General features: G+C 63.2%; 36 protein-coding genes. All 36 read left to right on the plus strand.

The genetic code is table 11. The annotated features are described in order from the left end of the window. The first annotated feature begins 4 nt into the window (after window positions 1-4). Window positions 5-721: a 50S ribosomal protein L3 gene (gene rplC / locus LB525_RS22905; protein ID WP_224547478.1), complete on the plus strand. Its 717-nt coding sequence runs from the start codon at window positions 5-7 to the stop codon at window positions 719-721. After that, window positions 721-1,341, plus strand: coding sequence for a 50S ribosomal protein L4 (gene rplD, locus LB525_RS22910; protein ID WP_095765514.1), 621 nt, complete (start codon window positions 721-723; stop codon window positions 1,339-1,341). Before rplC ends, rplD begins: the two co-directional genes overlap by 1 nt. After that, on the plus strand, window positions 1,338-1,631 hold the full coding sequence (locus tag LB525_RS22915; RefSeq protein ID WP_040983033.1) for a 50S ribosomal protein L23: 294 nt from the start codon (window positions 1,338-1,340) through the stop codon (window positions 1,629-1,631). The genes rplD and LB525_RS22915 overlap by 4 nt, the downstream gene beginning before the upstream one ends. A 22-nt stretch (window positions 1,632-1,653) precedes the next feature. Then, window positions 1,654-2,487, plus strand: a complete 834-nt coding sequence (gene rplB / locus LB525_RS22920; RefSeq protein WP_126084116.1) for a 50S ribosomal protein L2 — start codon at window positions 1,654-1,656, stop codon at window positions 2,485-2,487. 16 nt (window positions 2,488-2,503) lie between these two features. Further along, the gene (gene rpsS, locus LB525_RS22925; RefSeq protein ID WP_006205463.1) at window positions 2,504-2,782 is read left to right on the plus strand and encodes a 30S ribosomal protein S19; all 279 of its coding nucleotides are present in this window, start codon (window positions 2,504-2,506) and stop codon (window positions 2,780-2,782) included. A 2-nt stretch (window positions 2,783-2,784) separates the two neighbouring features. Next, entirely contained in the window at window positions 2,785-3,174 is a 390-nt protein-coding gene (rplV, locus tag LB525_RS22930) for a 50S ribosomal protein L22 (RefSeq protein ID WP_006205462.1), read from the plus strand. Continuing rightward, a complete protein-coding gene (rpsC, locus tag LB525_RS22935; RefSeq protein WP_095765512.1) occupies window positions 3,174-3,908 on the plus strand; it encodes a 30S ribosomal protein S3 in 735 nt (244 codons plus the stop codon). Before rplV ends, rpsC begins: the two co-directional genes overlap by 1 nt. A 27-nt stretch (window positions 3,909-3,935) precedes the next feature. Then, window positions 3,936-4,349, plus strand: coding sequence for a 50S ribosomal protein L16 (gene rplP / locus LB525_RS22940; RefSeq protein WP_095765511.1), 414 nt, complete (start codon window positions 3,936-3,938; stop codon window positions 4,347-4,349). A gap of 12 nt (window positions 4,350-4,361) precedes the next feature. Beyond that, window positions 4,362-4,562, plus strand: a complete 201-nt coding sequence (gene rpmC / locus LB525_RS22945) for a 50S ribosomal protein L29 (protein ID WP_042642190.1) — start codon at window positions 4,362-4,364, stop codon at window positions 4,560-4,562. Between the two features lie 4 nt (window positions 4,563-4,566). Continuing rightward, window positions 4,567-4,806, plus strand: coding sequence for a 30S ribosomal protein S17 (gene rpsQ / locus LB525_RS22950; RefSeq protein WP_023675136.1), 240 nt, complete (start codon window positions 4,567-4,569; stop codon window positions 4,804-4,806). Window positions 4,807-4,888: 82 nt separating this feature from the next. Continuing rightward, complete coding sequence (gene rplN / locus LB525_RS22955) at window positions 4,889-5,257, plus strand: 50S ribosomal protein L14 (protein ID WP_006205457.1); 369 nt, start codon at window positions 4,889-4,891, stop codon at window positions 5,255-5,257. Between the two features lie 12 nt (window positions 5,258-5,269). Next, the gene (gene rplX / locus LB525_RS22960; RefSeq protein WP_095765510.1) at window positions 5,270-5,584 is read left to right on the plus strand and encodes a 50S ribosomal protein L24; all 315 of its coding nucleotides are present in this window, start codon (window positions 5,270-5,272) and stop codon (window positions 5,582-5,584) included. Then, window positions 5,577-6,155 carry a 50S ribosomal protein L5 gene (gene rplE, locus LB525_RS22965; protein ID WP_095765509.1) on the plus strand — a complete coding sequence of 193 codons (579 nt, stop codon included), beginning with the start codon at window positions 5,577-5,579 and terminating at the stop codon, window positions 6,153-6,155. The genes rplX and rplE overlap by 8 nt, the downstream gene beginning before the upstream one ends. Before the next feature lie 26 nt (window positions 6,156-6,181). Beyond that, window positions 6,182-6,487, plus strand: a complete 306-nt coding sequence (rpsN, locus tag LB525_RS22970; RefSeq protein ID WP_042642199.1) for a 30S ribosomal protein S14 — start codon at window positions 6,182-6,184, stop codon at window positions 6,485-6,487. Between the two features lie 12 nt (window positions 6,488-6,499). Beyond that, entirely contained in the window at window positions 6,500-6,898 is a 399-nt protein-coding gene (gene rpsH / locus LB525_RS22975; RefSeq protein WP_066989600.1) for a 30S ribosomal protein S8, read from the plus strand. A 90-nt stretch (window positions 6,899-6,988) separates the two neighbouring features. Then, window positions 6,989-7,522: a 50S ribosomal protein L6 gene (gene rplF, locus LB525_RS22980; RefSeq protein ID WP_095765508.1), complete on the plus strand. Its 534-nt coding sequence runs from the start codon at window positions 6,989-6,991 to the stop codon at window positions 7,520-7,522. Window positions 7,523-7,661: 139 nt separating this feature from the next. Further along, window positions 7,662-8,024 (plus strand): 50S ribosomal protein L18, encoded by a 363-nt coding sequence (gene rplR, locus LB525_RS22985; RefSeq protein ID WP_095765507.1) that lies wholly within the window; start codon window positions 7,662-7,664, stop codon window positions 8,022-8,024. Window positions 8,025-8,173: 149 nt separating this feature from the next. Then, complete coding sequence (rpsE, locus tag LB525_RS22990; protein ID WP_032933400.1) at window positions 8,174-8,737, plus strand: 30S ribosomal protein S5; 564 nt, start codon at window positions 8,174-8,176, stop codon at window positions 8,735-8,737. A gap of 25 nt (window positions 8,738-8,762) precedes the next feature. After that, window positions 8,763-8,960 (plus strand): 50S ribosomal protein L30, encoded by a 198-nt coding sequence (gene rpmD, locus LB525_RS22995; protein ID WP_224547480.1) that lies wholly within the window; start codon window positions 8,763-8,765, stop codon window positions 8,958-8,960. Between the two features lie 22 nt (window positions 8,961-8,982). Next, window positions 8,983-9,456, plus strand: a complete 474-nt coding sequence (gene rplO / locus LB525_RS23000; RefSeq protein WP_140708828.1) for a 50S ribosomal protein L15 — start codon at window positions 8,983-8,985, stop codon at window positions 9,454-9,456. A gap of 256 nt (window positions 9,457-9,712) precedes the next feature. Continuing rightward, the gene (secY, locus tag LB525_RS23005) at window positions 9,713-11,053 is read left to right on the plus strand and encodes a preprotein translocase subunit SecY (protein ID WP_095765505.1); all 1,341 of its coding nucleotides are present in this window, start codon (window positions 9,713-9,715) and stop codon (window positions 11,051-11,053) included. Further along, window positions 11,050-11,640 carry an adenylate kinase gene (locus tag LB525_RS23010; RefSeq protein WP_224547491.1) on the plus strand — a complete coding sequence of 197 codons (591 nt, stop codon included), beginning with the start codon at window positions 11,050-11,052 and terminating at the stop codon, window positions 11,638-11,640. The genes secY and LB525_RS23010 overlap by 4 nt, the downstream gene beginning before the upstream one ends. A 232-nt stretch (window positions 11,641-11,872) precedes the next feature. Further along, window positions 11,873-12,241, plus strand: a complete 369-nt coding sequence (rpsM, locus tag LB525_RS23015; RefSeq protein WP_027170351.1) for a 30S ribosomal protein S13 — start codon at window positions 11,873-11,875, stop codon at window positions 12,239-12,241. A gap of 127 nt (window positions 12,242-12,368) precedes the next feature. After that, complete coding sequence (gene rpsK, locus LB525_RS23020; protein ID WP_006205444.1) at window positions 12,369-12,758, plus strand: 30S ribosomal protein S11; 390 nt, start codon at window positions 12,369-12,371, stop codon at window positions 12,756-12,758. Between the two features lie 97 nt (window positions 12,759-12,855). Next, window positions 12,856-13,866 carry a DNA-directed RNA polymerase subunit alpha gene (locus LB525_RS23025; RefSeq protein WP_027170350.1) on the plus strand — a complete coding sequence of 337 codons (1,011 nt, stop codon included), beginning with the start codon at window positions 12,856-12,858 and terminating at the stop codon, window positions 13,864-13,866. Window positions 13,867-13,970: 104 nt separating this feature from the next. Next, the gene (gene rplQ, locus LB525_RS23030; protein ID WP_140544883.1) at window positions 13,971-14,402 is read left to right on the plus strand and encodes a 50S ribosomal protein L17; all 432 of its coding nucleotides are present in this window, start codon (window positions 13,971-13,973) and stop codon (window positions 14,400-14,402) included. A 190-nt stretch (window positions 14,403-14,592) separates the two neighbouring features. Next, window positions 14,593-16,080: a DegQ family serine endoprotease gene (locus LB525_RS23035; RefSeq protein WP_095765502.1), complete on the plus strand. Its 1,488-nt coding sequence runs from the start codon at window positions 14,593-14,595 to the stop codon at window positions 16,078-16,080. Window positions 16,081-16,210: 130 nt separating this feature from the next. After that, window positions 16,211-17,521, plus strand: a complete 1,311-nt coding sequence (locus tag LB525_RS23040) for a replication-associated recombination protein A (protein ID WP_224547493.1) — start codon at window positions 16,211-16,213, stop codon at window positions 17,519-17,521. 169 nt (window positions 17,522-17,690) lie between these two features. After that, a complete protein-coding gene (locus LB525_RS23045) occupies window positions 17,691-18,518 on the plus strand; it encodes an aspartyl/asparaginyl beta-hydroxylase domain-containing protein (RefSeq protein WP_095765500.1) in 828 nt (275 codons plus the stop codon). 244 nt (window positions 18,519-18,762) lie between these two features. Then, window positions 18,763-19,731: a helix-turn-helix domain-containing protein gene (locus LB525_RS23050; RefSeq protein WP_224530051.1), complete on the plus strand. Its 969-nt coding sequence runs from the start codon at window positions 18,763-18,765 to the stop codon at window positions 19,729-19,731. A gap of 136 nt (window positions 19,732-19,867) precedes the next feature. After that, window positions 19,868-21,385: an aldehyde dehydrogenase gene (gene adh, locus LB525_RS23055; protein WP_224547495.1), complete on the plus strand. Its 1,518-nt coding sequence runs from the start codon at window positions 19,868-19,870 to the stop codon at window positions 21,383-21,385. 64 nt (window positions 21,386-21,449) lie between these two features. Beyond that, window positions 21,450-21,812 carry a DUF779 domain-containing protein gene (locus LB525_RS23060; RefSeq protein WP_224547497.1) on the plus strand — a complete coding sequence of 121 codons (363 nt, stop codon included), beginning with the start codon at window positions 21,450-21,452 and terminating at the stop codon, window positions 21,810-21,812. A gap of 101 nt (window positions 21,813-21,913) precedes the next feature. Then, window positions 21,914-22,894 carry an RluA family pseudouridine synthase gene (locus LB525_RS23065; protein WP_140847581.1) on the plus strand — a complete coding sequence of 327 codons (981 nt, stop codon included), beginning with the start codon at window positions 21,914-21,916 and terminating at the stop codon, window positions 22,892-22,894. Window positions 22,895-22,937: 43 nt separating this feature from the next. Next, window positions 22,938-23,813, plus strand: a complete 876-nt coding sequence (locus tag LB525_RS23070) for a DMT family transporter (protein ID WP_224547656.1) — start codon at window positions 22,938-22,940, stop codon at window positions 23,811-23,813. A gap of 103 nt (window positions 23,814-23,916) precedes the next feature. Next, entirely contained in the window at window positions 23,917-24,708 is a 792-nt protein-coding gene (locus LB525_RS23075; RefSeq protein ID WP_224547499.1) for an ATP12 family chaperone protein, read from the plus strand. 112 nt (window positions 24,709-24,820) lie between these two features. Next, window positions 24,821-25,285: a cupin domain-containing protein gene (locus LB525_RS23080; protein ID WP_224547658.1), complete on the plus strand. Its 465-nt coding sequence runs from the start codon at window positions 24,821-24,823 to the stop codon at window positions 25,283-25,285. The last annotated feature ends 23 nt before the right edge of the window (window positions 25,286-25,308 follow it).

Consider the following 25,308-nt stretch of genomic DNA (forward strand, 5'->3'; position numbering starts at 1 on the left):
ACCGATGCGTTCAGGTGTGATTGCAAAGAAGGTGGGAATGACCCGCATCTATAACGATGCCGGCGAACACGTTCCCGTCACCGTTCTCCAGATGGAGAACTGCCAGGTCGTGGCCCAGCGCACGCAGGAGAAGAACGGCTACACCGCCGTCCAGCTCGGCGTTGGCCTTGCCAAGGTGAAGAACACGTCGAAGGCGATGCGCGGCCATTTCGCCGCCGCTTCCGTCGAGCCCAAGGCCAAGGTGGCCGAGTTCCGCGTCTCCGCCGACAACATGATCGACGTCGGCGCCGAGCTGACCGTCGAGCATTTCGTCGCCGGCCAGAAGGTGGACGTCACCGGCACCTCGACCGGCAAGGGTTTCCAGGGCGTGATCAAGCGGCACCACATGGGCGGTGGCCGCGCCACGCACGGTAACTCGGTCTCGCACCGCACGCACGGTTCGACCGGCCAGCGCCAGGACCCCGGCAAGGTGTTCAAGGGCAAGAAGATGGCCGGCCACATGGGCGACACCCGCGTCACCACGCAGAATGTCGAGGTCGTCTCGACCGATGCCGATCGCGGCCTGATCCTGATCCGCGGCGCGGTTCCCGGCGTCAAGGGCGCCTGGATCCTGGTTCGCGACGCCGCCAAGGTTGCGCTGCCGGCCAATGCGCCGAAGCCGGCCGCGGTCCGCGCCGCTGCCGCCAAGAACGAAGCCCCGGCCACTGAGGGAGCCGAATAATGGATCTCAAGATCACAACGCTGGGCGGCAAGGACGCCGGCAAGGTGGAACTCTCCGAGGAGATTTTCGGCCTTGACCCGCGCGAGGACATCCTGCAGCGCGTCGTGCGCTGGCAGCTCGCCAAGAAGCAGCAGGGCACGCACAAGGCCAAGGGCCGCGCCGAAATCGCGCGCACCGGCGCCAAGATGTACAAGCAGAAGGGTACCGGCCGCGCCCGTCACCACTCGGCTCGCGCTCCGCAGTTCCGCGGCGGCGGCAAGGCACACGGCCCGGTCGTACGCAGCCATGAGCACGAGCTGCCGAAGAAGGTTCGTGCGCTTGGCCTCAAGCACGCTCTCTCGGCCAAGGCCAAGAGCGCTTCGCTGATCATCGTCGACGAGCTGAAGCTCACCGAAGCCAAGACCAAGGCGCTGGTGGCGAATTTCGAGACGCTGGGGCTGACCAACGCCCTGGTCATCGGTGGCGCCGAGCTTGATCAGAACTTCAAGCTGGCCGCGACCAACATTCCGAACATCGACGTGCTGCCCATCCAGGGCATCAACGTCTACGACATTCTGCGCCGCGGCACGCTGGTCCTTTCGAAGGCCGCCGTCGAGGCTCTCGAGGAGCGCTTTAAATGACCGACCTCCGTCACTACGACGTGATCGTCTCGCCGGCGATCACCGAAAAGTCGACCATGGCTTCCGAGCAGAACCAGGTCGTCTTCAACGTCGCCAAGAAGGCGTCGAAGCCGGAAATCAAGGCTGCCGTGGAGGCTCTCTTCGGCGTCAAGGTGACGGCTGTGAACACGCTCGTCCGCAAGGGCAAGATCAAGCGCTTCCGCGGCACCGTTGGCCGCCAGGGCGACGTCAAGAAGGCGGTTGTGACGCTGGCCGACGGCCAGTCGATCGACGTCGCGACGGGTCTCTGAGCAAGGCCGCGAGGACAGGACAATGGCACTTAAGAAATTCAACCCGGTAACGCCGAGCACCCGCCAGCTGGTCATCGTCGACCGCTCGGGCCTCTACAAGGGCAAGCCCGTCAAGGGCCTGACCGAAGGCCTGACCAAGTCGGGCGGCCGCAACAACTACGGCCGCATCACGGCCCGCTTCATCGGCGGCGGTCACAAGCGTTCGTACCGCATCATCGACTTCAAGCGTAAGAAGTACGACGTCGTCGGCACGGTCGAGCGTATCGAATACGATCCGAACCGCACCGCCTTCATCGCGTTGATCAAGTATGACGACGGCGAGCTGTCCTACATCCTGGCCCCGCAGCGTCTTGCTGCCGGCGACAAGATCGTGGCCGGCGAAGCGGTCGACGTGAAGCCGGGCAACGCGATGCCTCTGGCCTCGATGCCGGTCGGCACGATCGTCCACAACATCGAGCTGAAGCCGGGCAAGGGCGGCCAGGTTGCCCGTTCGGCTGGCGGTTACGCCCAGCTCGTCGGCCGCGACCAGGGCATGGCGATCCTGCGCCTCAACTCGGGCGAGCAGCGTGTCGTGCACGGCTCTTGCATGGCCACCGTCGGCGCCGTGTCGAACCCCGACCACGGCAACATCAACGACGGCAAGGCCGGTCGCACCGTGTGGCGCGGCAAGCGCCCGCACAATCGCGGCGTGGCCATGAACCCGGTCGACCATCCGCATGGCGGCGGCGAAGGCCGCACGTCGGGTGGCCGTCATCCGGTTTCGCCCTGGGGCAAGCCGACCAAGGGCAAGAAGACGCGGTCCAACAAGGCGACCGACAAGTTCATCCTGCGCTCGCGTCATCAGCGCAAGAGCTAAGAAGAGGTAACGCCAAGTGACTCGTTCGATTTGGAAAGGCCCCTTTATCGACGGCTACCTTCTCAAGAAGGTGGACAAGGTTCGTGAAGGTGGTCGCAATGAGGTGATCAAGATGTGGAGCCGTCGCTCCACCATCCTGCCGCAGTTCGTCGGCTTCACCTTCGGTGTCTACAACGGCCAGAAGCACGTTCCCGTCTCGGTGAACGAGGACATGGTCGGCCACAAGTTCGGTGAATTCGCTCCGACCCGGACCTATTACGGTCACGGCGCGGATAAGAAGGCGAAGAGGAAATAATCATGGGCAAGGCCAAAGCTCCGCGCAGGCTTGCTGATAACGAGGCGCGTGCCGTTCTGCGCACGATCCGCATCAGCCCGCAGAAGCTCAACCTGGTTGCCGCGCTGATCCGCGGCAAGAAGGTCGCGACAGCGCTTTCCGACCTCGAATTCTCGGCCAAGCGGATTTCCGGCACGGTCAAGAAGACGCTGGAGTCGGCGATCGCCAATGCGGAAAACAATCACGACCTCGACGTCGACGCTCTGATCGTGGCGGAAGCCTATGTCGGCAAGTCGATCGTCATGAAGCGCTTCCACGCTCGTGGCCGCGGCCGCGCCAGCCGTATCGAAAAGCCGTTCTCGCACCTCACGATCGTCGTTCGTGAAGTCGAGGAAAAAGGGGAGGCCGCATAATGGGCCAGAAAGTCAATCCGATCGGGCTGCGTCTCGGCATCAACCGTACCTGGGATTCGCGCTGGTTCGCGAACACCGGCGAATACGGCCAACTGCTGCACGAGGACCTCAAGATCCGCAAGTATCTTGAGAAGGAACTCAAGCAGGCCGCGATCTCGAAGGTCGTGATCGAGCGTCCGCACAAGAAGTGCCGCGTCACCATCCACGCCGCGCGTCCGGGCCTCATCATCGGCAAGAAGGGCGCCGACATCGAGAAGCTTCGCAAGAAGCTGACCGAGATGACGAAGTCCGAAACGCACCTCAACATCGTTGAAGTGCGCAAGCCGGAAATCGACGCCACGCTGGTCGCCCAGTCGATCGCCCAGCAGCTCGAGCGCCGCATCGCGTTCCGCCGCGCCATGAAGCGTGCCGTTCAGTCGGCCATGCGTCTCGGCGCCGAAGGCATCCGCATCAACTGCTCTGGCCGTCTTGGCGGCGCCGAGATCGCGCGCATGGAGTGGTACCGCGAAGGCCGCGTGCCGCTGCATACGCTGCGCGCCGACGTCGACTACGGCACGGCCGAGGCGAACACGGCCTACGGCATCTGCGGCGTCAAGGTGTGGGTGTTCAAGGGCGAGATCCTCGAGCATGACCCTATGGCTTCCGAGCGCCGTGCAACCGAAGGCGATGCCGCGCATGGCGGCGGCGGTGCTGGCGGTGAGCGCGAACGCGGCCGACGTCGCGAGAACGCCTGAGACATTTGAGAATTTGGAGTTAGAACGATGCTGCAGCCAAAGCGCACAAAGTTCCGCAAGCAGTTCAAGGGCCGTATCCACGGTGCCGCCAAGGGCGGCACCAATCTGGATTTCGGCGGTTTCGGGCTGAAGGCGCTTGAGCCGAACCGCGTCACCGCGCGCGAGATCGAGGCGGCCCGCCGCGCGATCACCCGCGAGATGAAGCGCGCCGGCCGCGTCTGGATCCGGGTGTTCCCGGACCTGCCGGTCACCTCAAAGCCGACCGAAGTCCGTATGGGTAAGGGCAAGGGCGCCGTCGACTACTGGGCGGCGCGCGTCAAGCCCGGCCGTATCATGTTCGAGATCGACGGCGTCAGCGAGGAGACCGCTCGTGAAGCGCTGCGTCTCGGCGCCGCCAAGCTCTCGGTCAAGACGCGCTTCGTGCAGCGCATCGCAGAATAAGGACAGGCGATCATGAAAGCCGAAGACATCCGGACCAAGACCCAGGATCAGCTGACCGACGACCTGGCCGCTCTCAAGAAGGAGCAGTTCAACCTGCGCTTCCAGAAGGCCACCGGCCAGCTCGAAAAGACCGCGCGCGTGAAGCAGGTCCGCAAGGACATCGCGCGCATCAAGACCATCGCCGCGGAAAAAGCCGCGGCCAAGAAGGGTTAAGACCATGCCAAAGCGCATCCTGCAGGGCACCGTCGTCAGCGACAAGAACGAGAAGACGGTCGTGGTCAAGGTCGAGCGTCGCTTCACGCATCCCGTGATGAAGAAGACCGTGCGCATGACCAAGAAGTACAAGGCGCACGACGAGAACAACGCCCACAAGGTCGGCGACCAGGTGTTCATCCAGGAATCGAAGCCGATTTCCAAGGACAAGCGCTGGGTTGTCGTCTCTTCGGATCAGGCTTGATCCGGGCGAACGAACCGAATTTTGGACAGACCGGGGAGGGGTGAAAAACCCGTCCCGTTAGAAAAGAAGAAGGCGGCCAGTCATGATTCAGATGCAAACAAACCTCGACGTCGCGGATAATTCCGGCGCCCGTCGTGTCATGTGCATCAAGGTGCTGGGCGGCTCGAAGCGGAAATACGCCTCCGTCGGCGACATCATCGTGGTGTCGATCAAGGAAGCCATTCCGCGCGGCCGCGTTAAGAAGGGCGATGTGATGAAGGCGGTCGTGGTTCGCACGGCCAAGGACATCCGCCGCCCGGACGGCAGCGTGATCCGTTTCGACAAGAACGCGGCCGTTCTCGTCGACAATAAGAAAGAGCCGATCGGCACCCGTATCTTCGGACCGGTTCCGCGCGAATTGCGCGCCAAGAACCACATGAAGATCATCTCGCTCGCGCCTGAAGTGCTGTAAGGAGCCGGACCAATGCAAAAGATCAAAAAAGGCGACAAGGTCGTCGTGCTTGCCGGCAAGGACAAGGGCCGTTCGGGCGAAGTCCTGTCGGTGCAGCCGAAGGAAGACACCGCGGTCGTCCGCGGCGTGAACCTCATTCGCCGTCACCAGAAGCAGACCCAGTCGCAAGAGGCCGGGATCATCACCAAGGAAGCGCCGATCCACCTGTCGAATATCGCGCTGGCCGACCCCAAGGACGGCAAGCCGACCCGCGTCGGCTTCACCATCCAGAAGGATGGCAAGAAGGTGCGCGTCGCCAAGCGTTCGGGAGAAGTCATCAATGGCTAAGGCTGAAACCAAGCAGGCAACTGCCAAGAACGAGCCGCGCCTCAAGAAGGTCTACAACGAGACCATCCGCAAGGCGATGCAGGAGCAGTTCGGCTACGACAATGACATGCAGGTTCCGCGCATCGACAAGATCGTGCTGAACATGGGTGTCGGCGAAGCAACCGCGGACTCCAAGAAGCCCTCGGTCGCGGCCGAGGATCTCGCGCTGATCGCCGGCCAGAAGGCCGTCGTCACCCGCGCCCGCAACTCGATTGCCGGCTTCAAGGTGCGCGAGAACATGCCGATCGGCGCCAAGGTCACGCTGCGCAAGGAACGCATGTACGAGTTCCTCGACCGCCTCGTGAACATCGCGCTGCCGCGCGTTCGCGACTTCCGCGGGCTGAACCCGAAGAGCTTTGACGGCCGTGGCAACTACGCCATGGGCATCAAGGAACACATCGTGTTCCCGGAGATCAACTACGACAAGGTTGATCAGGTCTGGGGCATGGACGTCATCGTTTGTACGACGGCGAAGACGGACGACGAGGCAAGAGCGCTGCTCAAGGCCTTCAACTTCCCCTTCCGCCAGTAACGGCAGCGAAAAAGGAAACATCTGAAATGGCAAAGACCAGCTCAGTCGAGAAGAACAACCGGCGCCGCAAGCTCGCCGACCAGTACGCCGCCAAGCGCACGGCGCTCAAGGCCATCATCATGGATCAGTCCAAGCCGATGGAAGAGCGTTTCCGCGCCCAGTTGAAGCTTTCGGCGCTGCCGCGCAACTCGGCCAAGATCCGCATCCGCAATCGCTGCGAGGTGACGGGCCGCCCGCGCGCCTACTATCGCAAGCTGAAGCTTTCGCGTATCGCGCTTCGCGATCTGGGCAATACCGGCCAGATCCCGGGCCTGGTCAAGTCGAGCTGGTAAGGAGACACTGAGATGTCATTGAGCGATCCTCTCGGCGATATGCTGACCCGCATCCGCAACGCCTATGGCCGCAAGAAGTCGAGCGTTTCGACCCCGGCCTCGCGTCTGCGTGCCCGCGTCCTCGAAGTGCTGAAGTCGGAAGGCTATATCCGCGACTACAGCCAGACCGACTTCGAAAACGGCAAGTCGGAAATCGAGATCGAGCTGAAATATTTCGACGGCGCCCCGGTTGTGCGCGAGATCGAGCGCGTCTCGAAGCCTGGCCGTCGCGTCTATGTCTCGGCCAAGTCGATCCCGCACGTCGCCAACGGCCTCGGCATCGCCATCCTTTCGACGCCGAAGGGCGTCATGGCCGACCATGAAGCACGCGAGCAGAATGTCGGCGGCGAAATCCTCTGCCAGATCTTCTGATCCGGCGCGAGATTGATGAATGGGCTTCGGTTCTCGGGATCGCGCCCGGGAACTGGAACCTGAAACGAAAGAAGTGACGAGGACAACAAAATGTCTCGTATCGGAAAGAAACCCGTTTCGCTGCCGCAAGGCGTGACCGCGTCCGTCAACGGCCAGACCGTGACGGCGAAGGGCCCCAAGGGCGAGCTGAAGTTCGTGGTGAACGACGAAGTGCTGGTGAAGATGGAGAACAACGAGATCTCCGTCGAGCCGCGCGACCAGACCAAGACCGCCCGCTCCAAGTGGGGCATGTCGCGCACGCAGATCGTCAACATCCTGCAGGGCGTGAAGGACGGCTTCGAGAAGAAGCTCGAGATCACCGGCGTCGGCTATCGCGCGGCGTTGCAGGGCAAGAACCTGCAGCTGGCGCTCGGCTTCAGCCACGACGTGGTCTATCAGACGCCGCAGGGCATCACCATCACGGTGCCGAAGCCGACCGAAATCACGGTCTCGGGCATCGACAAGCAGCAGGTCGGCCAGGTCGCCGCCGAGATCCGCGAATATCGCGGTCCCGAGCCCTATAAGGGCAAGGGCGTGCGCTATGCCGACGAGCGCATCGTGCGCAAGGAAGGCAAGAAGAAGTAATAGGCCTGGCCCCGAGAAGTTGCAGACTTTTCGAAAAAGGGCCAAGCCGCAGAAGTGTAACGCCGCGGGGAGCGGCCGCGGGAGGCTTGGCCTACCGCACAGGGTTGCCCCCGTTTTCTGAAGGCAAGGAACTGACATTATGGCAAGCCCCAAAGAAACCATCCAGCGCCGCGCACAGCGCGTGCGCCGCCAGCTGAAGAAGGTCGCCGGCGAGCGTCCGAGGCTTTCGGTGCACCGCACCTCGAAGAACATCTACGTCCAGGTGATCGACGACGCCAACGGCCACACGCTGGCCGCCGCCTCAACGCTGGAGAAGGACCTCAAGGGTTCGCTCAAGACCGGCGCCGACACCGCAGCCGCGGCCGCGGTCGGCAAGCTGATCGCCGAGCGTGCCGCCAAGGCCGGCGTCAAGGAAGTCGTCTTCGACCGCGGCCCGTACATCTATCACGGCCGCGTCAAGGCGCTGGCCGAGGCTGCCCGCGAAGGCGGTCTCAGCTTCTAATGCTTGATCCCGAACCGAGAGGTCCGCGCAGCGAAAAGTTGCAGACTTTTCGGACAAGATCATGCAAAGGAAAAGTTCGCCGCCGGCGACCCTAAAGCGGCGTCGGCAAACAGCAACCCGTGCTTCCGGAAAAGAACAAGGAACAGGATATGGCACAGGAACGTAGAGAAGGCGGCCGCGGCCGCGAGCGCGAAGAGCGTGACGACGGCATGGTGGACAAGCTCGTCCACATCAACCGCGTCGCCAAGGTGGTGAAGGGCGGCCGTCGTTTCGGTTTTGCTGCTCTCGTCGTCGTCGGCGACCAGAAGGGCCGCGTCGGCTTCGGCCACGGCAAGGCGCGCGAAGTGCCGGAAGCGATCCGCAAGGCAACCGAGTCGGCCAAGCGCGACATGATCTTCGTGCCGCTGCGTTCGGGCCGCACGCTGCATCACGACGTCGAGGGCCGCTGGGGCGCCGGACGCGTTCTGCTGCGCGCCGCCAAGCAGGGTACCGGCATCATCGCCGGCGGTCCGATGCGCGCCGTCTTTGAGACGCTCGGCATGCATGACGTGGTCGCCAAGTCGATGGGTTCGTCGAACCCCTACAACATGGTTCGCGCCACCTTCGACGCGCTGAAGAGCCAGATGCATCCGAAGGATGTGGCTGCCGCGCGCGGCATCAAGTACTCGACCCTTCAGGCCCGCCGCGGCACCGCCGTTGCGGCTGAAGAATAGTCGACGCTGACCAGGGATTTCGACCATGGCCAAGAAAGCTAACAAGACCATCACCGTCGAGCAGATCGGCTCCCCGATCCGCCGGCCGAAGGAGCAGCGCGCGACGCTGGTCGGCCTCGGCCTGAACAAGATGCACAAGCGGCGCACGCTGGAAGATACCCCTGCGGTGCGCGGCATGATCGCCGCCGTCCAGCACCTCGTCCGCGTCGTGGACGAGGCCTGAACGGAAGGGCAGGAGAAGAAACATGAAACTCAACGATCTGCGTGACAAGGACGGCGCGACGCACTCCAAGAAGCGTCTCGGCCGCGGCATCGGTTCCGGCTCGGGCAAGACCGCCGGTCGCGGCGTCAAGGGCCAGAAGGCCCGCTCCGGCGTTGCCATCAACGGCTTCGAGGGTGGCCAGATGCCGCTCTACCGGCGCCTGCCGAAGCGTGGCTTCAACAACATCTTCGCCAAGAGCTTCACGGTCGTGTCGCTGGCCCGCATCCAGGCTGCTATCGACGCCAAGAAGCTCGACGCCAAGGCGACCGTGACGGCCGAGGCCCTGGTTGCCGCCGGCGTCATCCGCCGCGCCAAGGACGGCGTGCGCGTGCTCTCCGACGGCGAACTCAAAGCCAAGCTGTCCTTCGACGTCGCCGGCGCCTCCAAGGCCGCGATCGAGAAAATCGAGAAGGCCGGCGGTTCGGTGAAGCTGCCGGAAGCGGCCGCCGCCGAGTAACGGCGATTTGAAGCGCGGCCGGCTGGGATGACTTCGCATATTCCGTCGAACCGCGCTTTGACCGGATGAATTGGGCGGCCGCGTCAACGCGGCCGCTTGCATGTTTACGGTCCCGAGCTTATCTCGTGAGCTTCGGTGACACGCGCCGCCTGAGCTGCGGCATCGAGCGCGACGTAGAAATCAAAGAAGTAGAGCATGATGTCGTCCGAAAACCGTTCCACATTTTTCGGCATCATGCTCTAGCGGAGAATCAGGCATGGCCTCGGCTGCTGAACAACTAGCCTCCAATCTGAATTTCGCGGCCTTCGCCAAGGCCGAGGATCTCAAGAAGCGCATCTGGTTCACCATCGGCGCGCTGCTCGTCTACCGCCTCGGCACTTATATCCCGCTTCCCGGCATCAACCCCGATGCTTTCGCCCAGGCCTTCTCCTCGCAGAGCAAGGGCGTGCTCGGCATGTTCAACATGTTCGCCGGCGGCGCCGTGCAGCGCATGGCGATCTTCGCGCTGGGCATCATGCCCTACATCTCCGCCTCCATCATCATGCAGCTGATGACCTCGGTCATCCCGTCGCTGGAAACGCTGAAGAAGGAAGGCGAGCAGGGCCGCAAGATCATCAACCAGTACACGCGCTACGGCACCGTGCTCCTGGCGCTGATCCAGGCCTACGGCATTTCGATCGGCCTCGAGGGCGGCAACGGCATCGTCAACGATCCCGGCATGTTCTTCCGCATCTCGACGGTCGTCACGCTCGTCGGCGGCACCATGTTCCTGATGTGGCTCGGCGAGCAGATCACCGCGCGCGGCATCGGCAACGGCATTTCGCTGATCATCTTCTCCGGCATCGTCGCGGGCCTGCCGCGCGCGATCTCCGGCACGCTGGAACTCGGCCGTACCGGCGCGCTGTCGACGGGCCTCATCCTCGCGATCATCGTGCTGGCCATCATCGTCATTGCGCTCATCGTCTTCTTCGAACGCGCGCAGCGGCGCCTGCTCATCCAGTATCCGAAGCGCCAGGTCGGCAATCGCATGTTCCAGGGCGATACCTCGCATTTGCCGCTGAAGCTCAACACCTCCGGCGTCATCCCGCCGATCTTCGCGTCCTCGCTGCTGCTTCTGCCGGCGACCGTGGCGGGCTTCTCGCAGGCGACCAACCTGCCGGCCTGGGCAAGCACGATCCTCGCCTCGCTCGGCCACGGCCAGCCGCTCTACATGATCTTCTATGCGGGCATGATCATCTTCTTCGCCTTCTTCTACACGGCGATCGTCTTCAACCCGAAGGACACGGCCGACCAGCTCAAGAAGCACTCCGGCTTCATCCCGGGTTATCGGCCGGGCGAGCGCACCGCCGACTATATCGACTATGTTCTGACGCGCATTACCGTCATCGGCGCCATTTACCTGGTGCTGGTCTGTCTGCTGCCGGAGTTCCTGATTTCGGCGACTGGCGTACCTTTCTACCTCGGTGGCACATCGCTTCTGATCGTGGTCAGTGTCACGCTCGATACGGTGGCGCAGATTCAGGGTCACCTGATCGCGCACCAGTATGAGGGCCTGATCAAGAAGTCGAAGTTGCGCGGGGGGAAGAGGAGCAGATGAGGCTGATTTTGCTTGGGCCGCCAGGAGCGGGCAAGGGGACACAAGCACAAAGACTGGTTGAAAAACACGGCATCCCCCAGCTCTCGACGGGTGACATGCTGCGTGCCGCCGTCCAGGCCGGAACCGAGGTCGGCAAGCGTGCCAAGGCGGTGATGGATGCCGGTGAGCTGGTCTCGGATGCGATCGTCAACGCCATCGTCGCCGAGCGTATCGATCAGCCGGATTGCGCCAAGGGATTCATCCTCGACGGCTATCCGCGCACGCTGGTCCAGGCCGACGCGGTCGACGCCATGCTTGCCGAACGCGGCATAGCGCTCGACACCGTCATAGAGCTCGTCGTCGACGACAAGGCGCTGGTTGGCCGAATCGTCAAACGCGCCGAGGACGCCAAGGCCGCCGGCCAGCCTGTGCGCAAGGACGACAACCCGGAGGTGTTCGAGGAACGCCTGCGCGAATACTACAAGAAGACGGCGCCGCTGACCGGCTACTACTACGCCAAGGGCAAGCTCAAGACTGTCGATGGCATGGCCAGTATCGATGCCGTGACCGCCGAGATCGGCAAGGTGCTCGCGGCCGCGGTGAACTAGACCGCGCCGCCAACTAAAGATAGCGCTTGGCGACAATTAACGATTGCGCTTGACTGGAGTGGTCCGTTGGGGTATGGCGGCCCGTCTTCCTATCAGGCATGGACTTTGCTTGCCCTTGCGGGCAAGGCATCCGCTTTGAACCAGGAAACTCCCGCAAGGGCCGGCCTCCACCGGACGCGGGGCAACTTCGACAGCGCCGGCTCGTCCGGCCCAAATGGAGAAAGAGAAGAAAATGGCTCGTATAGCCGGCGTCAACATTCCGACCAACAAGCGCGTCGTCATCGCGCTTCAGTACATTCACGGCATCGGCAAGAAGTTTGCCCAGGAGATCGTCGACAAGGTCGGCATCCCGGCGGACCGCCGCGTCAACCAGCTGACCGACGCGGAAGTGCTGCAGATCCGCGAGACGATCGACCGCGACTACCAGGTCGAAGGCGACCTGCGCCGCGAAGTCTCGATGAACATCAAGCGGCTCATGGACCTCGGCTGCTACCGCGGCCTGCGTCACCGTCGCTCGCTGCCGGTCCGCGGCCAGCGCACGCATACCAACGCCCGCACCCGCAAGGGCCCGGCCAAGGCGATCGCCGGCAAGAAGAAGTAATTGAGCGAATAGCGAGTAGCGGTTAGCGAGTAGGGGACCCTGTTCGCTATTCCCTACTCACTACTCGCTTTTCCAAGGTGGAGCCGCTGGCATTACGGCGGTGTAGAGATCAACTGAAAGGAATACCATGGCCAAGGAAGCCGCTCGTGTTCGCCGTCGCGAACGCAAGAACATTTCGTCGGGCGTTGCCCACGTCAATTCGACCTTCAACAACACCATGATCACCATCACCGACGCGCAGGGCAATTCGATCGCCTGGTCGTCGGCCGGTGCCCAGGGTTTCAAGGGTTCGCGCAAGTCGACCCCGTTCGCAGCCCAGATGGCTGCCGAGGACGTCGCCAAGAAGGCGCAGGAACACGGCATGCGCATGCTCGAGGTCGAGGTCTGCGGACCCGGCTCCGGTCGTGAATCGGCGCTCCGCGCGCTGCAGGCGGCGGGCTTCACCATCACCTCGATCCGTGACGTGACGCCGATCCCGCACAATGGCTGCCGCCCGCGCAAGAAGCGCCGCGTCTGATTTTTAAACGCCGCGCGAACGCCAAGGCGATCCTCCGCGGTTTTCCGTGTCGCCCGCCACGATTGGATGGTGGCGGGGCAAAGGAAGGAAGACTTTTATGATCCAGAAAAACTGGCAGGAACTGATCAAGCCGAACAAGATCGAGTTCTCGTCGAAGAAGAAGACGCTGACCACGCTGGTGGCCGAGCCGCTCGAACGCGGCTTTGGCCTGACGCTGGGCAACGCGCTGCGGCGTGTGCTTCTGTCTTCGCTGCGCGGCGCGGCTGTCACCGCCGTGCAGATCGACGGCGTGCTGCACGAATTCTCGTCCATCGCCGGCGTGCGCGAGGACGTGACCGACATCGTGCTCAACATCAAGGAAATCGCCATCCGCATGGAAGGCGATGGCCCCAAGCGCATGGTCGTGCGCAAGCAGGGCCCGGGCGCCGTGCTCGCCGGCGACATCCAGACGGTCGGCGACGTCGAGATCCTCAACCCCGACCACGTGATCTGCACGCTGGACGAGGGCGCCGAGATCCGCATGGAGTTCACCGTCGACACCGGCAAGGGCTATGTGCCGGCCGAGCGCAACCGCGCCGAGGACGCGCCGATCGGGCTGATCCCGGTCGACAGCCTCTATTCGCCGGTCAAGAAGGTCTCCTACAAGGTCGAGAACACCCGCGAGGGCCAGGTTCTCGACTATGACAAGCTGACCATGACGATCGAGACCAACGGCTCGATTTCGGGCGAGGACGCGGTCGCTTTCGCCGCTCGCATCCTGCAGGACCAGCTTGGCCTGTTCGTCAACTTCGACGAGCCGCAGAAGGAAGTCGCCACCGAGGCCGTCACCGAGCTCGCCTTCAACCCGGCGCTGCTCAAGAAGGTCGACGAGCTCGAGCTTTCGGTGCGTTCGGCCAACTGCCTGAAGAACGACAACATCGTCTACATCGGCGACCTGATCCAGAAGACCGAAGCCGAGATGCTGCGCACCCCGAACTTCGGCCGCAAGTCGCTGAACGAGATCAAGGAAGTGCTGGCGGCCATGGGCCTCCATCTCGGCATGGAAGTGCCGGACTGGCCGCCGGAAAACATCGAAGACCTCGCCAAGCGTTACGAAGACCAATATTGAGCATGAATTCCAAGGATCGGCGGCGAGAGCCGCTCGATCCGACGGTCATGCGGAAAACCATCAGAGGCCGTGGCCTCTTGAACAACTGAAGAAGGAAAAGAGCCATGCGCCACGGTTTCAAAGGCCGTCGTTTCGCCCGCAGCATCAGCCACCGCAAGTCGATGTTCGCCAATCTCGCCGTGTCGCTGATCGAGCACGAGCAGATCGTCACCACCTTGCCGAAGGCGAAGGACCTGCGTCCGATCGTCGAGAAGCTCGTGACGCTCGGCAAGCGCGGCGACCTGCACGCCCGCCGCCAGGTGATCGCGCAGATCGGCAATGAAGGCGTCGTCAAGCGTCTGTTCGAGACCATCGCCCCGCGCTACGCCACCCGCAATGGCGGCTATCTGCGCATCATGAAGGCGGGCTTCCGCAAGGGCGACAACGCCGCGATGGCGGTGATCGAATTCGTCGATCGCGATACCTCGGCCAAGGGCGCCGCCGACCGCGCCCGCATAGAGGCTGAGGGCGCCAACGAGGAAGCCGCGGCCGCCTGAGGTCGCTGTTTCGTCAATGACTTCGAGGGGCCTACGGGCCCCTTTTGCATTTGGAGCAGGTTTGAGCGGGTGAGCGGAATTTCACGCCCAGGCTCAAGCTTTTGCGCGACAAGTGTCGCATTTGTGTGCATTAGCCTTTCATTCTGCACATTCGTCGAGACAATGGCGCCCTATCTGGAGGGATTCGAGAATGCACCTCAAACGACTGTTTCTTGTTGCCGCGCTGGCGGTCTTCGCCGCGGCACCGGCCGCAAGACAGGCTTTTGCCGAGGACGCCGCCAAGCCGGCCGATCCGGGCCTCTCCGACGTGCTGACCGATCTGTTGCATGGCGTCGAAGGCGAGAACGGCACGTCCGGCCCCGACAAGCGCGTGCCGTTCGGCCGCGAGGAGGTGCAGCTCTCCTTCGCGCCGCTGGTCAAGCAGACGGCGCCGGCCGTCGTGAATGTCTATGCCTCGCAGACCGCAAAGGTGACGTCACCTTTCGAAGGCGATCCCTTCTTCGAGGAGTTCTTCGGCCGTGCCCAGCCGCGCGCCCAGTCCTCGCTGGGTTCCGGCGTGCTGGTCGATCCGAGCGGCGTGATCGTCACCAACTTCCACGTCATCAAAGATGCTGACGAGGTGAAGGTCGCGACCGCCGACGGGCGCGAGTTCACCTCAAAGGTCATGCTCAAGGACGAGACACTCGATCTCGCGGTGCTCAAGATCTCGGCCGACAAGCCGTTTCCGGTGATTGCCATCGGCGATTCCGACGCGCTTGAGGTCGGCGACCTTGTGCTCGCCATCGGCAATCCGTTCGGTGTCGGCCAGACCACCACCAGCGGCATTGTCTCGGCGCTCGCCCGCAGCCATATCGGCGTTTCGGATTCGGGCTATTTCATCCAGACCGATGCCGCCATCAATCCCGGAAACTCCGGCGGCGCCCTGATCAACATGGGCGGCCAGCTGGTCGGCATCAACACGGCCATCTACAGCCGCAGCGGCGGTTCGATCGGCATCGGCTTCGCCATTCCTTCGAACATGGTGCGCGCCTTCGCCGACGCCGCCAAGGCCGGGCTCGACTTCTTCGAGCGTCCCTATATCGGAGCGGAATTCGAACTGGTGACGCCGCAGATCGCAGAGTCGCTCGGCATGGAGAAACCCACCGGCGCATTGGTGTCGTCCGTGGACGCCACCGGGCCTGCTGGCAAGGCCGGCCTGAAGCCTGGCGACGTCATCCTGTCGCTCAACAACACGCCGGTCGAAAGCATCGAGGCGCTCGACTACCGCATGGCGACGCTGTCGATCGGCACCAAGGCGACCTTCGCCGTGCTGAGCAAGGGGCAGCAGGCGACGTTGGAGATTCCGCTGGAGCGCGCGCCGGAAGGCGCCAAGCCCAGCGAGGTCACCTTGCGTGGCCGCAGTCCCTTTTCCGGCGCCAAGGTGGCGGAACTGTCGCCCAGGCTTGCCCAGCGGCTTGGCCTTCGCACCGATCTCAAGGGCGTCACCGTCATCGATATCAGCCGCGATTCGCCGGCCGCCGATTTCGGTTTCCAGCCGGGCGATATCGTGCGCGAGGTGAACGGCACCACCATCGAGACCGCGGCGACACTGGCGCAGGTTGCCCAGCAGGACACGCGCTGGTGGCGCTTTACCGTCGAGCGCGGCGGGCAGATACTGCGCCAGGTGTTGCGTTATTGAGGCGATCTGCCCATTTAGAGCATGATCATGATCCCGAACCGAAGGCCGGCGTAGCAAGAAGTGAGAACCGGCGTTCGGATAAGATGGTGCTCTAAAACGAGCGGAACCGCGTTTCAACCAAAAGACTTGCATGGCAGATCTGTTCAGTTCCGATGAGCCGGAAAAGGCGCCGCCCGGGCGGCCGCTGGCCGATCGGTTGCGCCCAAAAAACCTCGGCGAGGTCGTCGGGCAAGAGCATCTGACCGGACCTGACGGCGCGCTGACCAGGTTGATCGATTCGGGTTCGCTCGGCTCGATGATCTTCTGGGGTCCCCCCGGCACCGGCAAGACGACAGTGGCGCGGCTGCTCGCCGGCGAGACCAAGCTTGCCTTCGAGCAGATCTCTGCCGTGTTTTCCGGCGTCGCGGACCTCAAGAAAGTCTTCGAGGCGGCGAAGCTGAGGCGCGCCAACGGCCGCCAGACGCTGCTCTTCGTCGACGAGATCCATCGCTTCAACCGCGCCCAGCAGGACGGGTTTTTGCCGGTGATGGAAGACGGGACCGTAGTGCTGGTCGGCGCCACGACGGAGAACCCGTCCTTCGAATTGAATGCCGCGCTTTTGTCCCGCGCGCGCGTGCTGGTGTTCCGTTCGCTGGGTGAGGACAGCATCGCCAAGCTTCTGGCCCGGGCAGAAGAAACCGAGGGCAGGGCGCTGCCGCTCGACGAAGAAGCGCGCGCCATGCTGATCCGCATGGCGGATGGCGACGGCCGCGCCTCGCTGACGCTGGCTGAGGAAGTCTGGCGCGCCGCCAAGAAAGGCGAGGTGTTCGGGCCGGAAGGCCTGCAGCGCGTCATCCAGCGCCGTGCGCCGATCTACGACAAGGGCCAGGACGGCCACTACAATCTGATCTCGGCGCTGCATAAATCGGTGCGCGGCTCCGATCCGGATGCTGCGCTCTACTATCTTGCTCGCATGTTCGATGCCGGCGAGGATCCGCTTTATCTCGGCCGCCGGCTCGTGCGCATGGCGGTGGAGGATATCGGACTCGCCGACCCACAGGCGCTTGTCGTGGCCAATGCGGCCAAGGACGCCTATGACTATCTAGGCTCGCCAGAGGGCGAGCTCGCCTTTGCCCAGGCCGCCGTTTATCTCGCCACGGCGCCGAAATCGAACGCGGTCTACACTGCCTTCAAGGCCGCGACCGCGGCAGCCAAGGAGTTCGGCTCGCTGCTGCCGCCCAAGCACATCCTCAACGCGCCGACCAAGCTGATGAAGCAGGAGGATTACGGCGCCGGCTATCGCTACGACCATGACGAGCCGGAGGCGTTTTCAGGCCAGGACTATTTTCCGGAGAAGATGGGCCGGCGCACTTTCTACGATCCGCCGGAACGCGGTTTCGAGCGCGATATCCGCAAGCGGCTGGAATACTGGGCGAAGCTGCGAAGCGAACGGAACAGCTGAGTTACGCGGCCCGGCGGTCGGCACGCTTCGACGCCAAGCCGCGTTGTGGTGGACCACACCTGCTGCGGCATTGTGCCGGGAAACAAAAAATCCTATCAAGACGCACGGCTGGCGGGGGTCGCCGTGATGTTGTCCCATGGAACAGGATCGCGCTCCCGCGCGAATGACAATGACAAAGCAAACCGTCAAGACGCTCCGCAAGGCCGCCATCGCCGTCGTGGTTCTCGCGCTCGCCTTCTACTTCATCCCGATCCTGACCACCATCTGGGTCGTCTGCGGCCTGATCGATGTCATGCGCAACGACCAGAAGAACCAGAACCTGTTCGAGCGCTACTTCCTCGGCAACGGCCTGTTCACCTGGCTGTTGTCGCCGTTCAATCTGATCGTCGACCTTCTCAGCTACCGCAACCCCGGCGTCTGGAAGCCCGAGCAGTTCCCCGAGGACTATCAGCGCGAGATCAACGAGGTGCTGGGCGTCTTCAAGGCGCGCAAGGACGAGATCATCGCCGATATCGATGCCAATTTCGGCGCCGGCCGCCGCGGCATGTATGTCTACCAGTGGTACGGCAAGCACAAGATCGACAACGTCCCCGAATTCAACAAGGACTACAAATACATCAAGACGATCGCGGTATCCGTTTTCAGCAAGCGCGAATCGACGTCCTGGCATTTCGGTCCGCTCCGGCTCAGCCTGCGCATCCTCTACAATCTGATACCGGTCAAGGCCGAGATCTTCGTCCAGTGCGGCAGCAAGAAGAACTACTGGTACGACAATCCGCTGTTCATCTTCGACGACACCCTGTTCCACCGCTCGGTCAACGAATATGACGGCCGCCGCTACTGCGTCTTCGTCGATATCATCCGGCCGTCTCCGTTTCCCAGGCTGATCGCGGGCCTTCTCGCCATCGTCTCCGTCAGCGTGGAGCGCATCAATTCGGTCTTCTACAAGAACTGGAAGATGATCGGCTCATCCAAGCCGAAGGCGGCCGCCAACTGACCACGGCGGAACCTCGCCTCAATCGGCCTTAAACCAACGTCCAATGGCGCGGACGAACCGCGACCTTTAGGACTCCAGCGCGGCTCCAGGACACGCGTAGCGATTTTTCGTCGGGAATTGCGCAAGATCAAATACGCGTTCCGGCCGGCGTTCTATCGAAAGCTGACCCGCAACTGGCGTCGGAAATGTTCTAGCGGGCATGGTGGCGGAGCGGCAGGAGGTTCCGCTCACCGGGAGGATTAGGTTGATCGGACGGCAACCAGCCGTGCACGCGGACCAGGTCCAGGCCTCGGTCGCCAAGAGCGACGCAGCCCATTCGGCGGTCGTCGCTTCGTGGCGGCGGTCCCTCCAATTGCACGGCCTGGACCCCGCAGCACGCACGGCGCCGCGGCGACTGACCGAAGGCGAGCTCAGGCTCACGAGACAGCGCATGGAGCGGTTGATCCGCGCGGCCGAACCCAGCCTCAATCGGCTCTATCTCGCCGTGGGCGGCGTCGGCTGCTGCGTCATGCTGGCGGATCGCGACGGCATCCCGGTGGAGCGACGGGGCGCTGTCGCGGACGACGAGACATTCGATGAATGGGGCCTGTGGACCGGCACCGTCTGGAGCGAGGACAGCGAAGGCACCAACGGCATCGGCACCTGCATCGCCGACCAGCGCGCTCTGACCATCCACCGCGATCAGCATTTCTTCTCCCGCAACACGCTGCTGAGCTGCACCACGGCTCCGGTCTATGACCATGAAGGCAATCTGGCGGCGGCGCTCGATGTCTCGTCCTGCCGGTCAGACCTGACCGAGGGCTTTGTACAGCTCATCGCGGTCGCGGTCGGCGACGCCGCGCGCCGGATCGAAGCGGAAAATTTCCGCATGGTGTTTTCGGATGCCCGCATCTTGCTCGCACCCGTCACCGAGCGCAGCGCCGGTGCGCTGATAGCGGTCGATTCGGATGATCTTGTGATCGGCGCGACGCGCTCTGCCCGTCTTGGTCTCGGCATAACGCGGGAAGCGCTGGCGAGAGGACTGCTTGCCACCGATATTCTCGGCGACTGCGCAAAGACCGCTGAGGATTTGGACGATGCCGAGCGTGGTGTGGTTCAGCGGGCGCTGGCGCGCGCCGGCGGCAACGTCTCGGCCGCCGCGCAGAACCTCGGCATCTCCCGCGCCACCCTGCATCGCAAGCTCGCCCGCTTCGACATTCGCCGCCCGCATTGATTGCAGACCGGACTGTCGCAGTTCTGCGACAGTCGGGCGCCACGATCATCCAGCCCCGGGCTGACAAGCCAACGCCGATCCGCAACCCTTCCTCCCATAGCGCCGCATCCCGCGGCGTGCTCATCGGGAGGCAGTGATGAACAAGGTGGAATTCTCGCGCACGGCCAAGGTTCCTTTCGCCAAGCGCTACGACAACTTCATCGGCGGCAAGTGGGCCGCGCCGCTCTCCGGCAGATATTTCGACAACATCTCGCCGGTCACCGGCCGGCCGCTCTGCGAAATTGCCCGGTCGGACGCAAATGACATCGAGGCCGCGCTTGATGCAGCCCACACGGCCAAGGACGCCTGGGGCAAGACCAGCCCCGCGGCCCGCGCGCTGATCCTCAACCGCATCGCTGATCGCATGGAAGACAATCTCGACCTGCTGGCGCTCGCCGAGACCTGGGACAATGGCAAGCCGATCCGCGAGACGACCGCCGCCGACCTGCCTCTGGCCATCGACCATTTCCGCTATTTCGCCGGCGTGCTGCGCAGCCAGGAAGGCTCGATCTCCGAAATCGACCACGACACCGTCGCCTACCACTTCCATGAGCCGCTCGGTGTCGTCGGCCAGATCATTCCGTGGAACTTCCCGCTGCTGATGGCGGTGTGGAAGCTGGCGCCGGCGCTCGCCGCCGGCAATTGCGTGGTGCTGAAGCCCGCCGAGCAGACACCCGCCACGATCATGCTGTGGGCCGACCTCATCGGTGACCTCTTGCCAGAAGGCGTGCTCAACATCGTCAACGGCTTCGGCCTTGAGGCCGGCAAGCCGCTCGCCTCGTCGAACCGCATCGCCAAGATCGCTTTCACCGGCGAGACGACCACCGGCCGCCTGATCTCGCAATATGCCAGCCAGAACCTCATTCCGGTGACGCTCGAGCTTGGCGGCAAGTCGCCCAACATCTTCTTCCAGGATGTGACCGCCGAAGACGACGATTTCTTCGACAAGGCGATCGAGGGCTTCGTCATGTTCGCGCTCAACCAGGGCGAGGTCTGCACGTGCCCCAGCCGCGCGCTGGTGCATGAGAAGATCTACGACAAGTTCATCGAGCGCGCGCTGAAGCGTGTCGAGGCGATCGTCCAGGGCGATCCGCTCGATCCCGCCACCATGATCGGCGCGCAGGCCTCGAGCGAGCAGCTGGAAAAGATCCTGTCCTACTTCGACATCGGCCGCCAGGAAGGCGCCGAAGTCTTGACCGGCGGCGAGCGGAACTATCTGCCGGGCGATCTCGCCGGCGGCTACTACGTCAAGCCGACAGTGTTCAAGGGCAACAACAAGATGCGCATCTTCCAGGAGGAGATATTTGGACCCGTCGTGTCCGTGACGACCTTCAAGGACGATGACGAGGCGCTGTCGATCGCCAACGACACCCTCTACGGCCTCGGCGCCGGCATCTGGAGCCGCGACGCGAACCGCTGCTACCGCTTCGGCCGCGCCATCCAGGCCGGACGTGTCTGGACCAACTGCTATCACGCCTATCCGGCGCATGCCGCCTTCGGCGGCTACAAGCAATCCGGCATCGGACGCGAGACGCACAAGATGATGCTCGACCACTATCAGCAGACCAAGAACATGCTGGTCAGCTACAGCCCGAAGAAGCTCGGCTTCTTCTGATCCTCCCAGGGCGAAGAGGAGGGCGCGGCCCACCCGCGTCCTCCCGTCAGTCGAGGAGGATTTGATGGACAAGCCTTCATTGGGCAAGGTGTCGGCCACGCCGGAGGCCGAGGCGCTGCTTGCCGAGATCATCGCCGATCACGGCCCGGTTCTGTTCCATCAGTCCGGCGGCTGCTGCGACGGCTCTTCGCCGATGTGCTACCCGCGTGGCGAGTTCATGATCGGCGACAATGACGTGAAATTGGGCGAAATCGGCGATACGCCGGTCTACATCAGCGCCTCTCAATATGAGGCGTGGAAGCACACCGACCTCATCATCGATGTGGTGAAGGGCAGGGGCGGCATGTTCTCGCTCGAGAATGGCCGCGAGAAGCGCTTCCTGACGCGCTCGACGGTCTGCGCGGTGCTTACGCCTTCGGGCAGTTGATCAGACGACGTTGGGGTAATTATCGCGCTTTGTTGGGCCTTTGGCTCGCAACCTGTCCGCCTTAGTGCTATGGCGCCGCTTTCGAATGGAAAAGCAAAGTCATGGCAGGTGTTGAACAGATCACGGTTGAGGCCGGTGAGGCGGGCATGCGGCTCGACCGCTGGTTCAAGGTCCATTATCCGGGCCTCGGCTTCGGCCATCTGCAGAAGTTGCTTCGGTCGGGGCAAATCCGCGTCGATGGCGGCCGGGTGAAGGCCGACACGCGTGTCGAGCCCGGCCAGTCTGTCCGCGTTCCGCCGCTCGACGTCGATAAGAAGGGTGATGCGCCGCTCACCGGTCACTCGATCCGTAACCAAGGCGATGCCGACGTGCTCGCCAAGATGCTCCTGCATGAGGATCCGAAAGTTTTCGTCTTCAACAAGCCGGCCGGCCTGGCGGTCCAGGGCGGCTCCGGCGTCACCCGTAATGTCGACGACATGCTGGAGGCCTGGCGCAACAAGAAGGGCGAGAAGCCGCGCCTCGTCCATCGCCTCGATCGCGACACGTCCGGCGTGCTGGTGGTTGCCCGTACCCGTCTTGCGGCGATGAAGCTGTCGGAGGCGTTCCGCGCGCGCGAGACCAAGAAAACCTACTGGGCGCTGGTCAAGGGCGTGCCGCCCAAGCGCGAGGACAAGATCTCGACCTGGCTGATCAAGGAGCCGACGGAAGATGGCGACCGCGTGCGCGTGGCTGCGCATGGCGAGAAGGGCGCCGACCACGCCGTCTCCTACTACCGTGTCATCGAGCAGGCGGCGCAGACGATGACCTGGCTGGAGATGGAGCCCTATACCGGCCGCACGCACCAGCTTCGCGTTCACGCCGCCTACATAGGTTGCCCGATCATCGGCGATCCCAAATATTTCGAGGCCGATACCAATTGGGATTTCCCGGGTGGCATTCAAAACCGCCTGCACCTGCATGCGCGCCGCATCATCATCCCGCATCCGGACCACGGCGTCATCGACGTCACGGCGCCGATGCCGCCGCATATGCGCCAGAGCTGGAACCTGATCGGCTTCGACGACCAGAGCGCGGAAGACTGACTTGGCTGTCGCCCCCGCATTGGACAGACGCGATGCAGTCGATATGGCCGCCGCCGCCATCATGGTCGGGCTGACCTTTTCCTGGGGCCTGAACTATGTCGCCGCCAAGGTGTCATACTCCGGCTACGACCCTGTCTTCGTCTCGATCGCACGTTCGCTCATCGGGGGAGCCTGCGTGTTCGCCTGGTGCCGGCTGCGCGGCATCAAGCTCTTCGAAGCGGATCGGACGCTGGCCGCCGGCATCGTCGTCGGCGTGCTCTTCGGCGTCGAGTTCCTGTGTCTCTATATCGGCCTCGAATATACGACCGTTGCCCGCAACACGCTTTTGGTCAACACCATGCCGTTCTGGGTGCTGATCGGCGGACATTTCCTGCTTGGCGAGCACATCAACGCGCGCAAGCTCGGTGGGCTTGTTCTCGCCTTCTGCGGCCTGGCGGCGGTCTTCTCCGACGGCATCGCTGCCGGCAGCGGCGCGACACTGACCGGCGATCTGCTCAGTCTCGGCTCGGGCATTCTCTGGGCGGCGACCAGCATCGTCATCAAACGATCGAGGCTGGCCGAGACGCGCGCGGAGAAACTGCTGCTCTATCAGCTGGCCGGCGCCGCCGTCGTCGGTCTGCTGGTGATGCCTTTCGCCGGCCCACCCATCCGCGCGCTTGCCGTCCTGCCGACACTGGCGCTGCTGTTCCAGTCTATCTATATCGTCGCCTTCACCTATGTGTTGTGGTTCTGGCTGCTCACGCGCTATCCGGCAGCCGGCTTGTCGAGCTTCGCCTTTCTGTCGCCGGTGTTCGGCGTCCTGTGCGGCGCGGTGCTGTTGGGCGAGCTGCCGACGACCAGGATTTTCCTAGCGCTCGGCCTGATTGCCGCCGGGCTGATCATCGTCAATCGCCCGGCGCGCAGACAGCCCACACCATAGATCAGCTCGCGGAACGGCAAGCTGCCCTATCTCTTTGTGTTGGCGCGATTGCGGACGCAAAACCGCTTCACACCTTTCCTCAAATTGCTTTAAGGAGTTCGGAATGCGCGACATCCTCGAAGACCTCGAAGCCGGCAAGCTGCTTTCGGATCCCGATCCTGTGCGCCGCGCCCAAATCCAGATGAAGACGCCGCTGCCGAAACGTTTCTACAAGGATGTTTCGGTGGTTCCTGTCGAGAATGGCTTTGCCGTTCATCTCGACGGCCGCCCGGTGCGCACGCCGGGCAGGGCTGTGATGGTGCTGCCGACCGAAAAGGCTGCAGCACTTGTGGCCGCTGAATTCAGCGCGCAAGGCGAAGTGATCGATCCCGTGACGATGCCTATCATGCGGCTGGTGAACACCGCCATCGACGGCGTCGCCTCCGATCCGCAGGCGGTGCTGGAGGATATCCTGCGCTTCGCCTCGTCCGATCTTCTTTGCTACCGCGCCGATAGCCCGCAAGGCCTGGTCGATCGCCAGAACAAGCATTGGGACCCGGTGCTGGACTGGGCGCGCGGCCATCTCGGCGCACGCTTCAACCTTGCCGAAGGCGTCATCCATGTCGAGCAGCCGCGCGAGACAATCGCGGTCCTCGGCGCGCATCTTGGCCAGCGCTCGGAACCGATGCGGCTGGCCGCCATCCATGTCATGACAGCGCTGACCGGTTCGGCGCTGCTAGCCTTGGCCGTCGATTTCGGCGAGCTCGACGGCGAGGAAGCCTGGGCGGCCGGCCATGTCGACGAGGATTGGCAGATCGAGCATTGGGGCCAGGATGCGGAGGCCATGGCGCGCCGCTTGGCGCGCAAGCGCGACATGATGGCGGCGGTCAGCCTGCTCGAGGCTCTGCAAGGCTAAAGTAACTTCAGGAACGCCGCACAACGGGTTCCGTTCAGAATACCGCGTGGCCACTGACAGCTATCCGGCAACCGATCCTATGCTATTATTCGCGGCGCAATCGGGGGCGGCAATGTCAGACTTTCGGAATGCGGTAACCTCAATGCCGGGCAGGGAGCGCCTGGCTAAAGCGCCCCATGGCGCAAAAGTTGTGATCCATGCCACTGCAGCCGAGACGAACGGCGCATTCGGGATGTGGGAAACTTTCACCCCACCCGGGAAAGGCCCGGCCCCTCACACCCACACCCGAGAGACCGAGGTTTTTCGGGTGATACGCGGGATCTATCGTTTCCAATGTGGTGACGAGGAATTCGATGCCCCTCCAGGCGCCGTCGTTGTTTTGCCTCCTCACGTGCGTCACAGTTGGCGAAACATTGGCGACGAGCCCGGGCAGATGTTCGCAATAGTGACGCCGGGTGGTTTCGAGCAACTCTTCATGGAGATAGAGGCCTCTGGCGCCGACGCGCCCGACGAGATCGCATTGATTGAAGCACGCCTTGGGATAATCAACGACGAGACGTTGGCGATCAATCGCTGACGCTTGGCCATGCATCTTGAGAA

The sequence above is a fragment of the Mesorhizobium sp. CA16 genome, from assembly GCF_020165175.1.
Lineage (GTDB): Bacteria > Pseudomonadota > Alphaproteobacteria > Rhizobiales > Rhizobiaceae > Mesorhizobium.

What these genes read in the sequence shown, in the direction of transcription:
- LB525_RS23035 (WP_095765502.1), top strand. Translation starts at nt 14,593, where the DNA reads ATGCACCTCAAACGACTGTTTCTTGTTGCCGCGCTGGCGGTCTTCGCC.
- rpsH (WP_066989600.1), top strand. Translation starts at nt 6,500, where the DNA reads ATGTCATTGAGCGATCCTCTCGGCGATATGCTGACCCGCATCCGCAAC.
- LB525_RS23010 (WP_224547491.1), top strand. Translation starts at nt 11,050, where the DNA reads ATGAGGCTGATTTTGCTTGGGCCGCCAGGAGCGGGCAAGGGGACACAA.
- rplR (WP_095765507.1), top strand. Translation starts at nt 7,662, where the DNA reads ATGGCAAGCCCCAAAGAAACCATCCAGCGCCGCGCACAGCGCGTGCGC.
- LB525_RS23025 (WP_027170350.1), top strand. Translation starts at nt 12,856, where the DNA reads ATGATCCAGAAAAACTGGCAGGAACTGATCAAGCCGAACAAGATCGAG.
- rplO (WP_140708828.1), top strand. Translation starts at nt 8,983, where the DNA reads ATGAAACTCAACGATCTGCGTGACAAGGACGGCGCGACGCACTCCAAG.
- rpsM (WP_027170351.1), top strand. Translation starts at nt 11,873, where the DNA reads ATGGCTCGTATAGCCGGCGTCAACATTCCGACCAACAAGCGCGTCGTC.
- rpsC (WP_095765512.1), top strand. Translation starts at nt 3,174, where the DNA reads ATGGGCCAGAAAGTCAATCCGATCGGGCTGCGTCTCGGCATCAACCGT.
- adh (WP_224547495.1), top strand. Translation starts at nt 19,868, where the DNA reads ATGAACAAGGTGGAATTCTCGCGCACGGCCAAGGTTCCTTTCGCCAAG.
- rpsQ (WP_023675136.1), top strand. Translation starts at nt 4,567, where the DNA reads ATGCCAAAGCGCATCCTGCAGGGCACCGTCGTCAGCGACAAGAACGAG.
- LB525_RS23075 (WP_224547499.1), top strand. Translation starts at nt 23,917, where the DNA reads ATGCGCGACATCCTCGAAGACCTCGAAGCCGGCAAGCTGCTTTCGGAT.
- rplE (WP_095765509.1), top strand. Translation starts at nt 5,577, where the DNA reads ATGGCTAAGGCTGAAACCAAGCAGGCAACTGCCAAGAACGAGCCGCGC.
- rpsK (WP_006205444.1), top strand. Translation starts at nt 12,369, where the DNA reads ATGGCCAAGGAAGCCGCTCGTGTTCGCCGTCGCGAACGCAAGAACATT.
- rplB (WP_126084116.1), top strand. Translation starts at nt 1,654, where the DNA reads ATGGCACTTAAGAAATTCAACCCGGTAACGCCGAGCACCCGCCAGCTG.
- rpmD (WP_224547480.1), top strand. Translation starts at nt 8,763, where the DNA reads ATGGCCAAGAAAGCTAACAAGACCATCACCGTCGAGCAGATCGGCTCC.
- rplV (WP_006205462.1), top strand. Translation starts at nt 2,785, where the DNA reads ATGGGCAAGGCCAAAGCTCCGCGCAGGCTTGCTGATAACGAGGCGCGT.
- rplP (WP_095765511.1), top strand. Translation starts at nt 3,936, where the DNA reads ATGCTGCAGCCAAAGCGCACAAAGTTCCGCAAGCAGTTCAAGGGCCGT.
- rplX (WP_095765510.1), top strand. Translation starts at nt 5,270, where the DNA reads ATGCAAAAGATCAAAAAAGGCGACAAGGTCGTCGTGCTTGCCGGCAAG.
- LB525_RS23060 (WP_224547497.1), top strand. Translation starts at nt 21,450, where the DNA reads ATGGACAAGCCTTCATTGGGCAAGGTGTCGGCCACGCCGGAGGCCGAG.
- LB525_RS23040 (WP_224547493.1), top strand. Translation starts at nt 16,211, where the DNA reads ATGGCAGATCTGTTCAGTTCCGATGAGCCGGAAAAGGCGCCGCCCGGG.
- rplQ (WP_140544883.1), top strand. Translation starts at nt 13,971, where the DNA reads ATGCGCCACGGTTTCAAAGGCCGTCGTTTCGCCCGCAGCATCAGCCAC.
- rplC (WP_224547478.1), top strand. Translation starts at nt 5, where the DNA reads ATGCGTTCAGGTGTGATTGCAAAGAAGGTGGGAATGACCCGCATCTAT.
- rpsE (WP_032933400.1), top strand. Translation starts at nt 8,174, where the DNA reads ATGGCACAGGAACGTAGAGAAGGCGGCCGCGGCCGCGAGCGCGAAGAG.
- LB525_RS23080 (WP_224547658.1), top strand. Translation starts at nt 24,821, where the DNA reads ATGTCAGACTTTCGGAATGCGGTAACCTCAATGCCGGGCAGGGAGCGC.
- LB525_RS23065 (WP_140847581.1), top strand. Translation starts at nt 21,914, where the DNA reads ATGGCAGGTGTTGAACAGATCACGGTTGAGGCCGGTGAGGCGGGCATG.
- LB525_RS22915 (WP_040983033.1), top strand. Translation starts at nt 1,338, where the DNA reads ATGACCGACCTCCGTCACTACGACGTGATCGTCTCGCCGGCGATCACC.
- secY (WP_095765505.1), top strand. Translation starts at nt 9,713, where the DNA reads ATGGCCTCGGCTGCTGAACAACTAGCCTCCAATCTGAATTTCGCGGCC.
- LB525_RS23070 (WP_224547656.1), top strand. Translation starts at nt 22,938, where the DNA reads ATGGCCGCCGCCGCCATCATGGTCGGGCTGACCTTTTCCTGGGGCCTG.
- rpsN (WP_042642199.1), top strand. Translation starts at nt 6,182, where the DNA reads ATGGCAAAGACCAGCTCAGTCGAGAAGAACAACCGGCGCCGCAAGCTC.
- rplF (WP_095765508.1), top strand. Translation starts at nt 6,989, where the DNA reads ATGTCTCGTATCGGAAAGAAACCCGTTTCGCTGCCGCAAGGCGTGACC.
- rplN (WP_006205457.1), top strand. Translation starts at nt 4,889, where the DNA reads ATGATTCAGATGCAAACAAACCTCGACGTCGCGGATAATTCCGGCGCC.
- LB525_RS23045 (WP_095765500.1), top strand. Translation starts at nt 17,691, where the DNA reads ATGACAAAGCAAACCGTCAAGACGCTCCGCAAGGCCGCCATCGCCGTC.
- rpmC (WP_042642190.1), top strand. Translation starts at nt 4,362, where the DNA reads ATGAAAGCCGAAGACATCCGGACCAAGACCCAGGATCAGCTGACCGAC.
- rplD (WP_095765514.1), top strand. Translation starts at nt 721, where the DNA reads ATGGATCTCAAGATCACAACGCTGGGCGGCAAGGACGCCGGCAAGGTG.